Raw genomic sequence first — 17124 nt, 5'->3', positions numbered from 1 at the left:
GAGACCAATGAAGAAATCGTTTGCCGCGCTCGCGCTGCCTCTGATCCTCGCCGCCTGCGGCCGTTTCAATAACGCCGATGCAGGCCAGCCCGAAGTCGATACGGCTTCGACCAACAACAAGGTGAACGCGATCGTCCAGTGCTTCACCGACGAAGCGAAGAAGCACGACGCCACCTATAAATCCACGCCGATTCCGCAAGGCACCATGCTCGAATTCGGCGATTCGAACGTCGTCAAGGTGCGCTACGACAACGGCGAAACCGTGTATCGCTTCTATCCGGGCGAACGGCATCCGTCGAATCTGTGGATCGAAGGCGCGGGCAAGAAATGCGCGCCGTGAACGTCTTCGAAGTCCGACATCATGCGTTCCACTAAAGCCATCAACGCCGTCGAACGGCTCAAGACGCGCACCGGCAATGCCCAGTACGCGGCGGTTTCCTTGCCGAACGGCGTCTTCTATCTGATCGAGCGCGCGCCCGAAGGCTCGCGCAAAATCTCCGATCCCATGCCGATGGACGATTTCGTCGCCTTCGTGAACGCCCGCGAGCCCGCGAAACCGCGCAAGGTCAGCAAGCTCGACGAAGCCATGGAAGCGCAGATCAGCCGCAGCGGCCGCGCACGTCCCGCCGATCCAAAGTCCGACACCGAAGCCGAATAAGCCGCCGTTGCGCGGCGCAGCACACAAAGATCACGTCTCGCCCTTGACGAATGTGCGTTGACAGACGGAGCGGCAAGGCTTCGCTTGCGTACATTTTTGCTAACCCCCGCTGCCTTTTATTCAAGGGCGACGGACGGCGGCAATACGAGCAAGGGCCACCCGCGACAAAACAGACCAGCGCGGGTGAACGGGGTGCCTGACCGATGCATGGACGACTACAGTCCAGCCCGGCCGGCCGTGAGGAAGACCAGAGATGAAAAAGAAGAAAAGCGAGACCAAGGGCAGTCTCATGCCCTCGGCATTGGCGGATGTCGAACTGCAGCACATCGAACGCGCGCTCGCGCAGCTTCGCACGATGAACCAACAGTCTTCCGGCACGCTCAACGTCGATTACTGGCGCGAGCGGCTGACTGCCGTCGTCAAGAATTACGCGCTGGTGCCGGCGCAGAAGCAGCGTATCGAAGCGCTGCGCGTCGCGCTCGATTCGGTGGGTCAGGGCCCGCGCGAACCGACTACCCGCAGGAAATCCAATAACAGGCTTTGGGCGAAAGCGGCCTGACCGCCGCTTTCGCCATTCGCGCCCGATGGCGCGATTTCAGCCTGGCCGTGCAATAAGCATTTACTTGCTGCTCTTGCATGGATGATTGAATCTCGAAGGTTAGTCAGGCATTCAACCTGCTCGTAAAAGGTATTCCCTTTACACGGTGGATTTATGCCTCGTTCCTTCGATGTTCGCGCGCGGCTCGGTGCAGCCGCCTTCGCGATGTTCCTCAGCACCGGCGCCTTCGCGCAGATCACGAACGGTTCGGGTTCCGACAATGCGGAATCGCGCGCGTCCGATTCGACATCGCGGGCCAATCCATCAGGGAATACGGTGGTGGAATCGAACGCGCCGCAATCGAAGGACGCAGCCCAGGGTTCCAAAAGCGGCAGCAAGAATTCCGGCGGCGCGGGCGGATTCGACAATGGCCTTTATGGCACGGGCGCGGGCAACAATGCCAAGAAAAAATAACGCGATTCAGCGCGCGAGCGCGTCATACCCGCGCCATTTGTAGATCAGCGCCGACACCACCCAGCACGCCGCGAACAGCCCGACGATCGCATAGCCCAGCGTGCCGAAATGATCCGACAGCATGCCGGCGAAGTCCCACACGCCGCCCTTCAATTGCAGCCGGTCCGCAATCAACCCGAGCGTTTCGATGCCTCCGACCAGCACCGCGATCAACACCGATGCCAGCGTCACGATCAGGTTGTAGTAGAGCTTGCGAATCGGCTTCATGAAAGCCCAGCCGTATGCACCGACCATCAGCAGACTGTCGGCGGTATCGATCAACGACATGCCCGCCGTGAACAGCACGGGAAACACGAGGATCGACCAGACCGGCAAACCGCGCGTCGCTTCGGCGGCGGCAATGCCCATCAGACCGATTTCGGTGGCCGTGTCGAACCCGAGGCCGAACAAAAACCCGAGCGGATACATATGCCAGCTTCGTCCGATCAGCCCGAACAGCGGCCGGGCGATGCGCGCGAGCGGGCCGCCGCCGAGGGTGAACATATCGGCATCCGCGCTGGCGAGGGTTTCGCCGCGACGCACGCGCCGGAAGGCCCGCCACACGCCGCGCAGCACGAACAGATTCATCGCGGCAATGGCGAACAGAAACAGCGCGGACACCGATGTGCCGATCAACGCGCCAATGTCCCGAAACTGCGCGAAACGTCCCTGCACCGCGAGCGCGGTCGCCGCGATCAGCGCCGTCGCAAGCACAACCACCGTCGAATGCCCGAGCGAAAAGAAGATGCCGACGCCGAGCGGACGCTTGCCTTGCTGCATCAGCTTGCGCGTGACGTTGTCGATGGCGGCGATGTGATCGGCATCGACCGCGTGCCGGAGGCCGAGCGAATACGCGAGCATCGCGGTGCCGAGCAGCATCGGATGATGCCGGAACGCGACCAGCGCCCAGATCCACGCAAGCAGATTGAAGGCGATCAGCGCGCCGATCAGCCGGGTCGAACGGCGCGTGCGAAATCCGTGTGCGGCATTTTCAGGAAGACGTTCGTCGGACATGAGCACGCGGCTGAATGTAACAAAGGTTCAAAGAATACCGTGCTTCGACCCTTAGCCAAAATCAGCGGGCACTGGCATTCGCGCTTTGAACCGATGCTTTTTCTCCCGCCCTGAAAACCTTAGACCGATTCGTTGGTTGGGATGCGCACGCCGCGCCGCTAGGATGGCCCTTCGCCATCACGCCCCGCCGCCATGCCCCGCTATCTCGACGACGCTCAAGCCCAGCAACTTCAGGCCGCACGCACGTCGTGGCTCTGGCGCACCGAATGGCCGACGTGGCTGGTGATCGTCGCAATTTACGGCGGATGGTTCGGCGTCGCGCTGCATGCACGCGAAATCGGTCTGCCGGGCGCGCTCGCGCTGCTCGCCGTGCTGTCGTGCTGGTATATGTCGCTGCAACACGAACTGCTGCACGGTCATCCGACGCGTTGGCCGCTCGTCAACATGCTGTTCGGTCTTGCGCCGCTGGCCGTCTGGTTCCCGTTCGCGGCGTATCGGGATTCCCATCTGCGTCATCACGACGATGCGCATCTCACCGACCCGGAACACGATCCGGAAAGCTATTACGTGACGCCCGAACAATGGGCGACGGCGGGAACCGTGCTGCGCGCGGCGCTTTCTGCGCGTAATACGTTTGTGGGCCGGATGCTGATCGGGCCGCTGTTTTCGATTGCTGCGTCGTGGCGCGAAGCGGCGCGGGCGATAGCCGAAGGAAACGTGCGTGCGCTTGCAAGCTGGGCCGTGCATCTCGCGACGTTGGTGCTGCTTGCGTATTGGCTCGATACGCGTTGCGGCATTTCATGGCGCGCGCTCGTGTTCGGTGTCGGTTATCCGGCGCTTTCGTTGGCGTCGGTGCGGTCGTTTCAGGAACATCGCGCGGCTGAGGACGTGGGCGAGCGGACCGTGGTCAACGAAGCGGCGTGGCCGTGGCGGCTGCTGTTTCTCAACAATAATTACCACGCGGTGCATCACGATCTGCCGGGCGTGCCGTGGTTCGCGCTGGGCACGGTATATCGCGCGCGGCACGTGGCGTACCGCGCGGGCAACGGCGGCTTCGTCGTGCGCGGCTATGGCGAATGGATGCGGCGTTTCGCGCTCGTGCGGACGGTGACGCCGGTGCATCCGCTGGCGCGTGCTTCTGTCAACGATGCCGATGCGCATCGCGTGTTCGGGCCGTTGCGCGACGTGTCCTGAAGCTCGCCTGTACCATCTGAACCATGCACCGTCTCGCCGCCTTGCCGATGTACAACGTCACGCCCGCCCTCGCCGCCGACTGGCGCGCGCTGATCGAGGGCGTTCGCGCGCGTCTTTCCGGCTGGCTGGCTGCGCGCGGCGACGATCTGTTTATCGCCACGCCGGACGACGATCTCACCGCCTTCTGGCTGCGCGACGATCTGCTGTTCTCGCAGACCTGCGGCTATCCGCTCGTGCATGCGTTGCGTGGACGCGTGCGTCTCGTCGCCACACCCGTTTTCGATGTGCCCGGTTGCGCGGGCGGTCTTTACCACAGCGCGTTGGTCGTCGGCGCGCACGTGACGGCGGACTCACTTGCTGATTGCCACGGCCTGCGCGCCATCTACAACAGCGACGATTCCAACAGCGGCATGAACCTTTTCCGCCATTCAGTCGCGCCGCTCGCGCGTGACGGACGGTTTTTCGCGTCCGTCGAACGCAGTGGCGGGCATCTGGCCTCGCTGCGCGCCTTGGCCGATGGACGCGCGGATGTCGCCGCCATCGACTGCGTGACTTTGGCCTTCGTGCGCGAGCATCTGCCGGAACTCGCGTCGGGCGTGCGTGAAATCGGCGTGACGGCGAGTTCGCCCGCGCTGCCGATCATCGCGCCGCTTAGCCTGCCGGAAGAGGCCAGCGTGCTCATATTCAACGCACTGAACGACACGCTCTCCCACGATGCCGCCCTCACCACGCGGCTGAAGCTCAAGGGCTTTGTCCATCTGAAGGAAACCGACTACGCGACGATCCTTCATCAAGAAGACGAAGCCGTCGCGCTCGGATACGTGAAACTCGCCTGACCAGACCGTCCCGGCAAACTCCCCGCACTTTCGGCACAATCAGGTTTTCCAGACGCGTGGCGGCATGTGCTTGCCTCCAGGCCGACACGCCACGCCGACGGATGCCACCGGAACGCCGCAATGATCCCCTTCTCGCTACTCGACCTTTCGCCCATCCCGCGCGGCGCCACCGCCGCCGATGCCTTCGCCCATTCGCTCGATCTCGCGCGTCACGCCGAACAGTGGGGCTATCAGCGCTACTGGCTCGCCGAGCATCACAACATGACCGGAATCGCGAGCGCGGCGACCTCGGTTGTCATCGGTCATATCGCTGCGGGCACGAAGACGATTCGCGTCGGCTCGGGCGGCATCATGCTGCCCAATCACGCGCCGCTCGTGATCGCTGAGCAGTTCGGCACGCTGGCGTCGCTGTTTCCGGGACGTATCGATCTCGGGCTGGGCCGCGCGCCCGGCACCGATCAGACTACCTCCCGCGCCTTGCGCCGCGAGTTGCAGGGCAGCGCCGAATCGTTCCCGGACGACGTCGTGGAATTGCAACGCTATTTCGCCGATCCGGTCGAGGGCCAGCGCGTGCGCGCGGTGCCCGGCGCGGGCTTGCATGTGCCGATCTGGCTGCTGGGTTCGTCGCTCTTTTCCGCGCAGCTTGCCGCCGCGCTCGGACTGCCGTTCGCGTTCGCCTCGCACTTCGCTCCGGATTATCTGCTGACGGCGCTGGAGATTTACCGCGCGCAATTCCGCCCGTCCGCGAGCCTCAAAAAGCCTTACGCGATGGTCGGCGTCAACGTGTTCGCCGCTGATACCGCGCAGGAAGCGCGCTTCCTGTTCACCTCGCTTCAGCAGCAATTCATCAATCTGCGACGCGGCACACCCGGACAATTGCCGCCGCCGGTCGAACAGATCGCGTGGAGCGAAACCGAACGCGCGGGCGTCGAGCACTCGCTGGCGTGCTCGGTCGTGGGCGATCGCGCGGATGTCGAAGCGGGGCTGCAATCGGTCATCGAACAAACTCAGGCCGACGAACTGATCGTGACTGCGCAGATTTACGATCACGCCGCGCGTCTGCGTTCGTTCGAGATCACCGCACAGGTGCACGACGCGATGAGCGCGGCGGTTTGAAGCGCGGCGTCATCCCCGGATAAACCCTCATGCTGGACGGGCACGGTTTTGGCGGGCAATAATGGAACGCAGCAGGGTTGTCCCTTGCGCGCCATGTTTTGAACGCCGAATCGCGCCGCCATGTACACGAGTTTCCGCGCGCAACGGCAGACCTAAAGCCTGAAACAACAACAACGACGTCGCAAGACGGGAGGAAGCATGTCCATGCCGAAAAGCGCCGCCACCGGAGCCATGACGCTCCTGACCGAATACGACGATGCCAGCGGTCAGGAAGTCCGTTCGCTGCGTCTGGAACCCGCCGCCGATGGCAAAGCCGTTCTGCTGATCGAAATCGATGAGCGCAAACCGGGCATACATCGCGAGGTGCGTTATGAAATTACGCCGGCGGAACTGATTGCCGCCATTCGCGCGCATGGCGCGGAATTACCGGGTGAACAACATAACCGTTAAAAGCATTTTAATAGTTCGCTAAGACGGCATACAATAGCGCTCAGACGGGGTTTCAAACGTGACGCGCTAAAATGGCGCACGGTTCAGCGGGAGCTTCGTCATCGGTGGTTCGTAGTGTTCATGGTTCTCCGGCGTGACTTCCGCGCGCACAATCGTCGTGCGTCCGTCGCGGCGATCCCTGGGCGGGCAATGCCCCGCAATCCGTTTTGATCTGCATTAGCTGCCTGGGCGCCTTTCGTGTTTCGGCAACCATTCGAGAATGCACGGTTCAAAACGGATTATCTGTCTAACGCCAGCCCGACATGAACACCAGCGCTCCACTGCGGGAAATATACTAATTGACGTGCGGCACGCCTTTTGCCACGCTTCATAAAACACCTTTAATTTAGTCATCGAGCCGCCCCGGTCCGCGCGGGGCATCCGCTCGTCTGTTCAAAATCAAAAAGCTGAATCAGGAAAGCCGTGGACGAAAGAAAGCGAGACAGCATCATTGCGTATTTACGCAGCCGCATGGCGGAGTTCGGTATTACTGAGCGCGCGCTGGCCGAGTCGTTGGCCGAAGCGCCCGTGCTCACCGCACCGCCTTCCTTTACCCGCGCAAACGGGGCGAACGGCGCACTGAAGTCGAAAAGGCCGATGCCGCAAATGCCTTCCCTGCCGCTACATGGCGGCTCACCGATTTTCCGCAATGCGGCCGGCGATACATGGGATGGTCTGGGCGACATGCCCGAATGGCTCAAGCGCGCCGTGCACGCGGGACAGGACATCGAGTTTTATCGCGTTTGATCGTGTCATCTTTGCGGGCGCACGGCCTTTAAGCCGAGGCACGCCTGTTCTCGTGGAGAACGCCATCCCGGCATTGCGTGCAATATGCGCGGGCGAAGTTGCGCGCCACGAATCGCCTGCATAGTCGATCCATCGCGTTTTATCAAGCCGAAAAATTTTCGCGCGGACTTCCCCATCGCCGCGCAAAACGTTTATTGGTGAAGCTCTGTAAGACGCGATGCCCGAGGGCGCGCCGGAAAACCGAATCGGCCAAGGGCATCGCCGAATATTAAGCACGCCCGATCAAGTCCCGCAGTCTCCATTCGACAGCTTCATGGCATTCAGGCAGGCGCACGACTCCGGCGCTGCGCTCACGCGCCGGTCCGGAGCGGCACGCCCGCCTCGTCCGACAGGAGGCACACATGCATGCCCATGGACGCCGCAGGATCGCGGCCGGCGCTCAGGCGTCACACCCGGTTGCGCGCATGAACGCCCGCGTGCCCGACCAACCGTGACCGGACGTGCGGCGGGCATCATGGTCTCTCGTCAGGAGAACCTTCCGAGCGTCGTGCGCCGCATGACGGCGGGACGCATGCTCATGGAAGGCGCATCCGTCGAAGCGGTCGCGCAACAACTGCATCTCTCGGTGCAGACCGTGCGCCGCTATAAGTCGATCCTCGCGGACGGCGGGCTCGACGCGCTCTCGAAGATGGGCGTGGGCGGGCGGGCGTCGGTGCTGGATCGCGCGGCGCTCGAATGGATTGCTGCGGCCCTGCAAGGTCCGGCGCGCGCGCATGGTTTCGAGAGCGACACGTGGACCAACGCGCGCCTGCGCGAGATCATCGAGCGGCGTTATGGCGTGCGCTACTCGCGCGTGTATATCTGGCAGATCGCGACCAATCTCGGACTGGGGCATCTGCTGTCCAAGTCGCGCCGTTAGCGCGCGTTGTTTCCCGGCGGAAAAAGGAGCTGCGCAATGTTTCGCTATCCAAACCATCTTTCATTTACGCTGCGGGCGATTCTTGTCGCGGTGAGTCTGAGCATCGCGCAGGCGTCGATGGCGCAGGATGCGCAAGGCGTCGCCGGTGAGGCGCAGGTGCAGGCGCGTGTCGTCGGCATCGATCCGGCGACGAACAGCGTCACGTTGAAGGGTCCGCAAGGGCGCGTGGTCGAGATCGCGGTGAATCCGCAAGTCGGCGATGTCTCGAAACTCCGGCTCGGCGACACCGTGAACATCGAGTATCGCGAAGCCTTGCTGATGCGCGCCGAGAAAGCGAAGCCCGGCGCGATTCGCGAACGCGTCGAGACCGAGGCGGCCATTCCTGCATCCGATGGCGTGATGGCGCACGCGCGCACCGTGGAAGTGATGGCAACGGTCGAGCACATCGATGCGAAAAAGCGGCTGGTGACGCTACGCGGGCCGGATCGCACGGTGACGCTTGCCGTGTCGCCGGAAGTATCGCTGGAAGGGCTGAAAAAAGGCGATACCGTGCAGGCCGAATTCGAAACCGCAACCGCTGTTCAGGTGCTGCGAGACGGCCAGCCGCTCAAATAAAAAAAGCGGAGCGCCCTGATCGGACGCCCCGCCCCTCTCTCAGGCCCAGCAGTTAAAAATTGAAGTTATCGATGTTGCTCGAATCGAAGGTCGTCGGCGGTCCGAGGATGACTTCTCCGTTCTTGCCGACCGTGCGCTTGCCGAGCTTGCCTGCCTCGAACGAATCGCCTTCCTTGCCGGTGATCGTGCCCGAAGCCAGATTAGCCGCCGCGAACGCCGCGAGATAACCGAGTTGACCCGGGTCCCACAACTGGAACGCCTTCACGGTGCCGTTCTTGATGAACGCGCGCATCTGATTCGGCGTGCCGAGACCTGTCACCATGACCTTGCCTTTCGCAGGCGAACTCTGGATATAGCGCGCCGCCGCCGCGATCCCCACCGTCGTCGGCGAGATGATGCCTTTCAGGTTCGGATACGCCTGCAACAAGCCCTGCGTCTCGACGAAGGACTTCTGATCGTCGTCGTTGCCGTAGGCGATCTTCACGAGCTTCATCTTCGAATACTCGGGCTTTTTAAGTTCATCCTCCATGAACTTGATCCACGTGTTCTGATTCGTCGCGTTCGGCGTGGCGGACAGAATGGCGAATTCGCCCTCGCCGCCGATCAGCTTCGACAGCAATTGAACCTGCCCGCGCCCGATGGCTTCCGACTCGGCCTGATTCACGAAAATCTGCCGCCCGTCCGGCGCGGTGTCGGAATCGAACGTGACCACCTTGATGTTCTGCGCCATCGCTTTCTTGAGATACGGCACGAGCGCGTTGGCGTCATTCGCGGCAATGACGATGGCATTCTGCCGCTGCGTGATGAGCGTGTTGATATAGCTCACCTGCGAGGACGCGCCCGCATCCGACGGCCCCACGACCTTGCCCTCGCCCTTCATCTCCTTGATCGCCGCCATGCCGCCATCGTCGGCGATCACTTCGTAGGGATTGTTGATCTGCTTCGGCACGAAGGCGATTTTCAGGCCGCTTTTCAAATCCGCCGCGCTTGCGGACAGCGCGACCGACGCCGCCAGCAGCGCCGCCGCGAGCATCGGCACGCGCATCAATCGGTCAAGTCTCTTCATGTCGGTGAGTCTCCTGTTATCGCGCGCGGTCTTCTTTGGACGACGTTGCGCTGGTTATCGACGAGCACAAACTTTGTTTCACGACGCCTGCGTTTGCGTTTGCGTTTGCGTCATCAGGCGTTTCTCGCGCGCCGCCCGCCAGCGCGCGACGAGATTCGGAATCAGCACGGACGAGAGCAACAGCGCGCCCGTCACGATGGTGAGCGTTTCGCTCGATACATCCGCCAGCGTGAGCGCGTTACGCAGCACGCCGATGATGACGAGCGACAGCAGCACGCCGATCATCGAGCCGCGTCCGCCGAAGATGCTCACGCCGCCGAACAGCACCGCCGCGATCACGGACAGCTCGAAGCCTTCGCCGTTGTCGCCGCGCGCGCTGGTGAATCGCAAGGTATAGACGATGCCCGCGAGCGCCGCCATCGCGCCGGACATCATGAACAGCTTGAGCTTGGTTTTGGCGACTTCGATGCCGCTGAATTGCGCCGCCACCGGATTCGCGCCGATGGCAAACAGGCTGCGGCCGAAGGGCGTCGCCTGCAATAAAACCGTGAAGACGATTGCGCCGACGATGACGAGGATGAACGGCATCGGCAAGAAGGAATCGCCGAGTGTGTTGATGCCGAACGCCGTGTATGCCGCCGGAAAATCCGCGATGGCCTGATCGCCGAGCAGCACATACGCCAGGCCGCGAAACAGCGCCAATGTGCCGATGGTCACCGCCAGCGACGGCAACCCGAAGCGCACGATCACGAAGCCGTTCAGCAAGCCCGCGAGCGTGCCGAACATGAGCACGAGCACGATCACGAGCGGCATCGGCAAGCCCATGTGCCAGAGCACGCCCATGAGCGCGCTGGAAGCCCCGAGCACCGACGCCACCGACAAATCGATCTCAGCCGCGACGATGATGAGCGTCATCGGCAAGGCAATCAACGCGATCTCGGTGAAGTCAGCGAGCATGTTGGAAATGTTCGCCGTCGACAGAAAATCCGCCGACAACACGCGCGCGCCGACGAGCGACACCACGAGCACGATGACGAGCATCGCTTCCCATTGCAGGTGACGGCGTTTGGCCGTCGAGAGTGCGGAATCCGGTTTAGCCATGATCGCGTTTCCTCATCATGCGGCGCGCGACGGAACGCGCGAGCAAGGTATCGAGCGTGATCGCCGCGACGATCAGCGCACCCTGAATGGCCTGTTGCCAGAACGGCGACACGCGCAGCACCACCAGCGCGATATTGATGACGCCGAGCACGAGCGCGCCGAGCGTCGCGCCCATCACCGTGCCGACGCCGCCCGTGATCGCGACGCTGCCGACCACCGCCGCCGCGACCACCTGAAGCTCGATGCCCTTGGCCGTGCTGGCATCCACCGTGCCGAAGCGCGCCAGCCACAGCACGCCCGCCAGCCCCGCGATGCCGCCCGCCAGCAAAAAGCCGATCATCACGCGGCGATCCACGCGAATGCCCGCGAGCCGCGCCGCTTCGGGATTGGAGCCGATGGCGTAATGCTCGCGCCCGCCGCGATACTGCTTCAGATACACCGACAACGCGATCAACACGACCAGCGCGATCAGCACGAGATTCGGCACGCCGAGCAGCGAACCCGTGGCGATGGACGCGAACGCGTCGGGCAAACTCGTCGCGTTGATCTGACCGCCGTGGACCCATGCGTAATCCGCGCCGCGCACGATATACAGCGTGGACAAGGTGGCAACCAGCGACGGCACGCGCCCGAACGTCACCAGCGCACCGTTCACCGCGCCGATGATCAACCCGATGCCGATGCCCGCCAGCATCGCGACGAACACCGGCATGTGCGGAAACATGACGAACAGACTGCCGACCGCATACGCGCTCACGCCGACCACGGACGCGACCGACAGATCGATATGCCGCATCAACATGACGATGGTCATGCCCGCCGTCAGCAGGCCGATGATCGACACATTGAGCAGCACGTCACGCAGGTTTTGCAGATTCAGGAACTCGGGCTTGGCCGCCGCCGTCGCGCCGATCAACACCAGCAGCACGATGAAAAGCGTTAGTTCGCGGCTGCGCGCGATGGTGACGGCGAGGCTGTCGCGTTTCGCTTCGGCAGGTGGCATCGCGGGTAGCGTGGGTGAGTGTCGTGTCATCATGCTGCGCGTCCCAGTGTTGGCGCGGTGCCGAGCGCTGCGCTCATCACGCGTTCTTCGTTTGCATCCGAGCGGGAAATGTCCGCGCTGATGCGGCCTTCGTGCATGACGAGCACGCGGTCCGCCATGCCGAGCACTTCGGGCAGCTCGCTCGAAATCATCAGCACGGCCATGCCCTCCTTCACGAGTTCCGCGAGCGTGCGATACACCTCCGCCTTCGCGCCCACGTCGATACCGCGCGTGGGTTCGTCGATGATGAGCACCTTCGGATTCGTCGCGAGCCACTTGCCCAATACCACTTTCTGCTGATTGCCGCCGGAGAGCGTGCCGACCGGCGCGTCGAGATCGCTGGCCTTCAGGCGCAGACGCTTGCCCCAGTCGTTCGCCAGCGTCGATTCGCTGCGCGCCGAGATCAGCCCGTGACGCATCAATCGCCCAAGTACGGTCAGCGACGCGTTACGCGCGATGCTCAGTTCCAGCGCCAGCCCTTGCGCGCGCCGGTCTTCCGGCACGAGCGCCAAGCCCGCGCGCACCGCCGCGGCCGGATGACCCAGCGCCAGCGCCTTGCCCGCGATCTTCACCTCGCCGCCATCCACCGGATCGATGCCGAAGATCGCCCGCGCCACTTCGCTGCGGCCCGCGCCGACCAGACCCGCGAGCGCGACGATCTCGCCCGCGCGGACATCGAAGGAAACGTTTTTGAAGACGCCTTCGCGCGTGAGATTGCGCACCGAGAGACGCACGTCGCCGGGCGCGACATCCGCCTTCGGATAGAACGTGTCGAGGTCGCGACCCACCATGCGGCTCACGATGGCATCGATGCTCATGTCCTGCGTCAACGCGTCGTGAACCTTCGCGCCATCGCGCATGATGGTCATGCGCTGCGTCAGCGCAAACACTTCATCCAGCCGGTGCGTGATGAAGAGAATGGCGACATCGCGTTCGCGCAGGGAACGCACGATGGAAAACAGCCGCTCCACTTCGGGCAGCGAGAGCGCGGCGGTCGGCTCGTCCATGATGAGCACGTTGGCATCGAGCGAGAGCGCTTTGGCGATTTCCACCACTTGCTGATCGGCAATCGACAGGCCACGCACGAGCCGTTGCGCGCGCAGATTCACGCCGAGCGATTGCAGCAGCGCATCCACTTCGCGATGCATCTGGTCGTAACGAATGCGCCCGAGCCGGTCGCGCGGCTGGCGTCCCATGTAGATGTTCTCCGCGATGGAGAGATCCGCGAACAGCGTCGGTTCCTGATAGATCACGGCGATGCCTGCATCGCGCGCCTGCGCTGGATTGGCGAACGTGCGCGCGACGCCATCCACGAGCAGTTCGCCCGAATCCGGCTGATAGACGCCTGCAAGCAGCTTCACGAGCGTGGATTTACCCGCGCCGTTTTCGCCGAGCAGCGCGTGGACTTCACCGGCGCGCAGTTGCAGGCTGCCGTCGATCAACGCGCGCACGCGTCCGAACGACTTGCTCGCGTGCTTCAGTTGGAGCCTGGGCGGCTGGTCTGTGGTCATGCGGTGTCTCCTTGCTTCAGATGCGGTAAATGCGTTCTGCATTGCGCACGAACAGCGCGTCTTTCTCGTCGATGCTCATATCGCTCACGATGCCCGCATACGCATTCCACAACTGCGTGTAGGTGCCGAACAACCGATCCACCGGAAAATTCGATGCGAACATCGCGCGCTCCACGCCGAACGTATCGATGGTTTCGAGCACGTAAGGCCGGAAGCTTTCGATGGTCCATTGGTGATCGAGCATGGCGAAGCCGCTCAGCTTCACGGCGACGTTCGGGCACGCCGCGAGCATGCGCATGCCATCCCGCCACGCGCGATAACCCTGCGGCGTGTTGCGATCCACGAACATGCCCGCATGATTGACGATGAACTGCGTATCCGCATGTTCGCGCGCAAGTCGCGCGGCTTCTTCCATCTGCGACGGATAGAGTTGCAGGTCGAACGACATATCGTGCTGCTTCAGCAAAGCGAAGTGCTTGCGCCATTGCGGCTCGCGCATGTAGTGACGTCCCACATAGTCGTAGAACTTGTTCTCGTGCACGTTGAGAATCTGGCGGATGCCGCGCGTGTTCGCAAACGCCGCGTGCGCTTCGAGCACTTGCGGCGCGTTGTCCGCCGACAGATCCGCGCCCGCGACGATGCCGTTGGGCTTGCCGCGCCCTTCGCCATCCGCGATCTCTTGTAGCCAGCGCGTTTCCTCGACGGGATCGGCGGGATCGTGGTTCGCATCGACATGGACGAGCTTGAGCACTTCGATGTCTTCGGCATCGCGCAGCAGATTGGCGAGCAGATAGTCGTGCTTCAGATCGCGCGCATCGCCGACGAAGGACGTCTGCGGATTCGCGAGCCACGGGTAATGATGCGTGGACAAATCCCACAGGTGAATATGCGGATCGACGACCTGCATGATGCGCTCCCGGCAAGTGGCGAACGGTTGACGATTCAGGGAAGATGAAAGACCTGCGCGAGCGGCACGGCGACCGGCGAATGATCGGCGTGCGTTTCCATCAGTTCGGCCATGTATTCCCACCATTTGCGCATGATGGGCAACGACGGCAGCATGTCGGTCGTGTGCGTGTCGGTGCGCTGGTAGGTCGCGAACAGGTGGCCGCTCGGCTCGTCCAGGAAGATTCGATAGTCGCAGATGCCCGCCTCGCGCAATGCATCGGCCAGCACCGGCCATATTTCGCGATGACGCCGCTCGTATTCCTCGCGCATGCCCGGCTTGAGGGTCATGCGAAATGCCACTGTCTCCATGGCGGCCCGCCTTTTTCTGATTGATGAACCGTCGCTGGCTGAACTGCGCGAGGTTCGTTGTGCTGCGACTATAATTCGCCGACCGATAACACGACAATCCGAAAGTTGGATTGGTCGATCGCAAAAGCGTATCGCTCGGCGCTTGATCTTGCACTGCATCACACGGACTGCCTAATGAATCAGAATGCCTCGCCGAATGCGCTTGTCAATCGACTGAAGTTCAAGCATCTGGCGCTGCTGGTTGCACTCGATGATGCGCGCAATCTTCATCAGGCAGCGGATGCGGTGAATGTCGCGCAGCCGAGCGCGAGCCGGATGCTGGCGGATATCGAGGAGGCGTTTGGGTTTTTGTTGTTCGAGCGCAATGCGCGCGGCATGCAGCCTACGCCGCTTGGCACTGCGGCGCTGGCGTATGCGCGTCGATCGCTTGCCGACCTCACGCGCTTTGCGGACGATCTGGATAACAAGCGGCGTGGCGGGCATGGGCAGCTTACTGTTGGCGCGATCATGGGCGCTGCGCCTGATGTCCTGGCGATGGCGGTTACTGAGCTCAAGTCGGAGCGGCCGCTGCTCAATGTGCGCATTCTTGGCGAGACGAGTGATCAGGTTGTGCAATTGCTGCATCGCCGCGAGGTGGACCTGGCTTTGGGGCGCTTGACCACACCGCTTCAGCACAATGACTTCGACTTCGAGCCGCTTGCGCGTGAGGCCATGCGGCTTGTTGTCCGGGCGGGGCATTCGTTGGCTGCGAAGCGTTCGCTTGGGCTGGATTTGTTGGTGAGTTGGCCTTGGATTCTTCAGCCGCCGACTAGTCCGGCGCGTAGTCTTTTTGAGGAGGAACTGGCGCGCGCGGGATTGACTACGCCTGCGGATGTGGTCGAATGCGCATCGATCTTTGCGACGCTTCAGTTGCTTCAAAACAGCGATGCGGTGGCGATGCTGCCGGAGTCCGTGGTGCGGGATTATTTGCGGGCGGGGTTGTTGGTTGAGTTGCCGGTGGAGATCGGCAAGAGTCTCTCTGGGTTTGGATTGCTGCGGCGGAAGTTCGAGACGTTGAGTGAGCCGGCGGAGTATTTTATTGCGTTGTTGAGGAAGTATTCGGCGGGGTCGTTGGGGGGGTGATTGATTTGCTTTAGGCTGCCTGAGCGATCCGTGAGATTTGCTGGATCAACTCAGGCAGCGCGAGCGCCTTCAATCTTGGGTCATGGATCGTAAAGCAAGTGCGTTATCGTCAAACGTGCTTCGGGTATCTTTGCGAGATCCGAACGGCTGTCAATCATGTGTCCATTTACCCAGGCATCTGCGCCCATGTCAATGTCATATTCGGCGCCACTCTTGTCTTGGTAGAAACCTGTCGGCGCATCCCATTGACAGCACGAAAATCGTAAATGCTGCCATTTTCCCCATGTCGCGAGCCAGTGATCCACTTTCTCGATGCTCGCACCTTTGACTCTATATGTGGCTCTGAAGCTCGGCACGCGCTGAGACCCCACCGTGACCGGTTCGCATCCTACGTACTGCACGTCAGGACGACTGTGGCCTGACTGCCTGAGATAGTCGCCGCAGGCAAACGGCGGCTTTGGCTTTGAATCGCAAAAGTCCCCACACGAAAGCAGTGTTGCAGCGTTGCCGCTGTGCTTGTAGACAGGACTATCCGGCTGCTTTGCGCGCGCGAAGGCAAAGCAGCAGAATAAAACAGCAACGATTGCCCACCTCACTTGGCTACCTCGAGGTACGCGACATATCGTCCTTGCGTGTCCGGCAGGCGATGCGAAATAAGATAGTTATAGACATCATTCCACCGCTCGAGTGCATAGACGGTCACGCAGCCTTCGGAGAAGTTGCCGATGTGCACGTAACGAGTTGAATTGCCGGATGAGCCTTCCAATTCAATCGGGAACCAGACTTGATCGGCGATGATGTCGCCCAAGCCCGTTTTCCTGGCGTAGTCAACATAGAACTTCGTATAGCTTGGATCATGCGGGGCATCGGGCGTCATGATTCGATGCTTTCCGGGCGGAATCGGTGTGTACTTCCCGTCCCATTCACTGTTTAGCGTCACCGTCATGGGCTTACTCCGTCCCGAGACTGTCATGGTCGCCCATTGCTGATCCAGGTTTTCATTGTGCCGAGGGACCGAGACGGTTCTCGACCTTCCCGCGTATTTGACGCTCACTGTTTCAGCCGATGCAGTTGGCGGCGTACCTGACAAGAATGCATCGGCATCTTTATCGCGTACGTAGGCTGTAAATCCGACGTATTGTGCGGCCCCATCCAATATTCTGAAGTAGGTGTATCCATCCTCCGACTTGATCATTGTCACTTTCGTATATTCGCAGAGCGAAATCGCTGCTCCCGAACGAAGTCTGGCCTTTAACCAACGTAGTTGGTCGGACGGCGGCATCCGAACGTATCGAGGTTCAAGCGCGACATGGTGCTGACTCCCCTCCCGATGATTCGACAGCGCCTCGCGCTGCTTCATAAACTCGACGTATGACTCAGCCATCT

General features: G+C 61.9%; 21 protein-coding genes. 12 read left to right on the top strand and 9 right to left on the bottom strand.

Annotated features, from left to right (window positions below; genetic code table 11):
* The first annotated feature begins 7 nt into the window (after nt 1–7).
* The 4 genes from ACZCWR_RS19135 to ACZCWR_RS19120 all read left to right on the top strand — a co-directional run bounded on the left by ACZCWR_RS19135 (nt 8) and on the right by ACZCWR_RS19120 (nt 1670).
* Nucleotides 8–340 (top strand): hypothetical protein, encoded by a 333-nt coding sequence (locus ACZCWR_RS19135; protein ID WP_487304554.1) that lies wholly within the window; start codon nt 8–10, stop codon nt 338–340.
* A 21-nt stretch (nt 341–361) separates the two neighbouring features.
* Nucleotides 362–658: a hypothetical protein gene (locus ACZCWR_RS19130; RefSeq protein WP_487304553.1), complete on the top strand. Its 297-nt coding sequence runs from the start codon at nt 362–364 to the stop codon at nt 656–658.
* 253 nt (nt 659–911) lie between these two features.
* Nucleotides 912–1217 (top strand): hypothetical protein, encoded by a 306-nt coding sequence (locus ACZCWR_RS19125; RefSeq protein WP_487304552.1) that lies wholly within the window; start codon nt 912–914, stop codon nt 1215–1217.
* A 153-nt stretch (nt 1218–1370) separates the two neighbouring features.
* On the top strand, nt 1371–1670 hold the full coding sequence (locus tag ACZCWR_RS19120) for a beta-xylosidase (protein ID WP_487304551.1): 300 nt from the start codon (nt 1371–1373) through the stop codon (nt 1668–1670).
* A gap of 6 nt (nt 1671–1676) precedes the next feature.
* On the opposite strand, the gene ACZCWR_RS19115 is transcribed toward ACZCWR_RS19120, so the two are convergent.
* Complete coding sequence (locus tag ACZCWR_RS19115) at nt 1677–2723, bottom strand: HoxN/HupN/NixA family nickel/cobalt transporter (protein WP_487304550.1); 1047 nt, start codon at nt 2721–2723, stop codon at nt 1677–1679.
* A gap of 192 nt (nt 2724–2915) precedes the next feature.
* On the opposite strand from ACZCWR_RS19115, the gene ACZCWR_RS19110 reads away from it, so the two are divergent.
* From ACZCWR_RS19110 to ACZCWR_RS19080, 7 genes are all read left to right on the top strand, one after another.
* The gene (locus ACZCWR_RS19110) at nt 2916–3917 is read left to right on the top strand and encodes a fatty acid desaturase (RefSeq protein WP_487304549.1); all 1002 of its coding nucleotides are present in this window, start codon (nt 2916–2918) and stop codon (nt 3915–3917) included.
* A gap of 23 nt (nt 3918–3940) precedes the next feature.
* A complete protein-coding gene (locus ACZCWR_RS19105) occupies nt 3941–4753 on the top strand; it encodes a phosphate/phosphite/phosphonate ABC transporter substrate-binding protein (protein ID WP_487304548.1) in 813 nt (270 codons plus the stop codon).
* Nucleotides 4754–4873: 120 nt separating this feature from the next.
* Nucleotides 4874–5869 (top strand): luciferase-like monooxygenase, encoded by a 996-nt coding sequence (locus ACZCWR_RS19100; RefSeq protein WP_487304547.1) that lies wholly within the window; start codon nt 4874–4876, stop codon nt 5867–5869.
* A gap of 204 nt (nt 5870–6073) precedes the next feature.
* A complete protein-coding gene (locus tag ACZCWR_RS19095; protein ID WP_487304748.1) occupies nt 6074–6319 on the top strand; it encodes a hypothetical protein in 246 nt (81 codons plus the stop codon).
* Nucleotides 6320–6781: 462 nt separating this feature from the next.
* Nucleotides 6782–7105 (top strand): hypothetical protein, encoded by a 324-nt coding sequence (locus ACZCWR_RS19090; protein ID WP_487304546.1) that lies wholly within the window; start codon nt 6782–6784, stop codon nt 7103–7105.
* 514 nt (nt 7106–7619) lie between these two features.
* Nucleotides 7620–8024: a helix-turn-helix domain-containing protein gene (locus ACZCWR_RS19085; protein ID WP_487304545.1), complete on the top strand. Its 405-nt coding sequence runs from the start codon at nt 7620–7622 to the stop codon at nt 8022–8024.
* A gap of 36 nt (nt 8025–8060) precedes the next feature.
* Nucleotides 8061–8639 carry a hypothetical protein gene (locus tag ACZCWR_RS19080; protein ID WP_487304544.1) on the top strand — a complete coding sequence of 193 codons (579 nt, stop codon included), beginning with the start codon at nt 8061–8063 and terminating at the stop codon, nt 8637–8639.
* 52 nt (nt 8640–8691) lie between these two features.
* Here ACZCWR_RS19080 and rhaS read toward each other — a convergent pair whose 3' ends face one another.
* The 6 genes from rhaS to ACZCWR_RS19050 form a co-directional block, all read right to left on the bottom strand.
* Nucleotides 8692–9705 carry a rhamnose ABC transporter substrate-binding protein gene (rhaS, locus tag ACZCWR_RS19075; RefSeq protein WP_487304543.1) on the bottom strand — a complete coding sequence of 338 codons (1014 nt, stop codon included), beginning with the start codon at nt 9703–9705 and terminating at the stop codon, nt 8692–8694.
* 78 nt (nt 9706–9783) lie between these two features.
* Nucleotides 9784–10806 (bottom strand): ABC transporter permease, encoded by a 1023-nt coding sequence (locus ACZCWR_RS19070; RefSeq protein ID WP_487304542.1) that lies wholly within the window; start codon nt 10804–10806, stop codon nt 9784–9786.
* On the bottom strand, nt 10799–11839 hold the full coding sequence (locus ACZCWR_RS19065; protein ID WP_487304747.1) for an ABC transporter permease: 1041 nt from the start codon (nt 11837–11839) through the stop codon (nt 10799–10801). The genes ACZCWR_RS19070 and ACZCWR_RS19065 overlap by 8 nt, the downstream gene beginning before the upstream one ends.
* Nucleotides 11839–13359 carry a sugar ABC transporter ATP-binding protein gene (locus ACZCWR_RS19060; protein ID WP_487304541.1) on the bottom strand — a complete coding sequence of 507 codons (1521 nt, stop codon included), beginning with the start codon at nt 13357–13359 and terminating at the stop codon, nt 11839–11841. Before ACZCWR_RS19060 ends, ACZCWR_RS19065 begins: the two co-directional genes overlap by 1 nt.
* Nucleotides 13360–13375: 16 nt before the next feature.
* A complete protein-coding gene (locus tag ACZCWR_RS19055) occupies nt 13376–14266 on the bottom strand; it encodes an amidohydrolase family protein (RefSeq protein WP_487304540.1) in 891 nt (296 codons plus the stop codon).
* Nucleotides 14267–14301: 35 nt separating this feature from the next.
* Entirely contained in the window at nt 14302–14616 is a 315-nt protein-coding gene (locus ACZCWR_RS19050; RefSeq protein ID WP_487304539.1) for an L-rhamnose mutarotase, read from the bottom strand.
* 174 nt (nt 14617–14790) lie between these two features.
* Here ACZCWR_RS19050 and ACZCWR_RS19045 point away from each other — a divergent pair, with 174 nt between their 5' ends.
* A complete protein-coding gene (locus tag ACZCWR_RS19045; protein WP_487304538.1) occupies nt 14791–15738 on the top strand; it encodes a LysR family transcriptional regulator in 948 nt (315 codons plus the stop codon).
* 80 nt (nt 15739–15818) lie between these two features.
* Here ACZCWR_RS19045 and ACZCWR_RS19040 read toward each other — a convergent pair whose 3' ends face one another.
* Nucleotides 15819–16139 carry a DUF4952 domain-containing protein gene (locus ACZCWR_RS19040; protein ID WP_487304746.1) on the bottom strand — a complete coding sequence of 107 codons (321 nt, stop codon included), beginning with the start codon at nt 16137–16139 and terminating at the stop codon, nt 15819–15821.
* Between the two features lie 191 nt (nt 16140–16330).
* Nucleotides 16331–17122: a hypothetical protein gene (locus ACZCWR_RS19035; protein WP_487304537.1), complete on the bottom strand. Its 792-nt coding sequence runs from the start codon at nt 17120–17122 to the stop codon at nt 16331–16333.
* Nucleotides 17123–17124: the final 2 nt, after the last annotated feature.

This window comes from Caballeronia sp. A2-2 (assembly GCF_057612605.2).
Note: the sequence above shows the minus strand (reverse complement) of the source record. Positions and strands in the feature narration are given on the sequence as shown.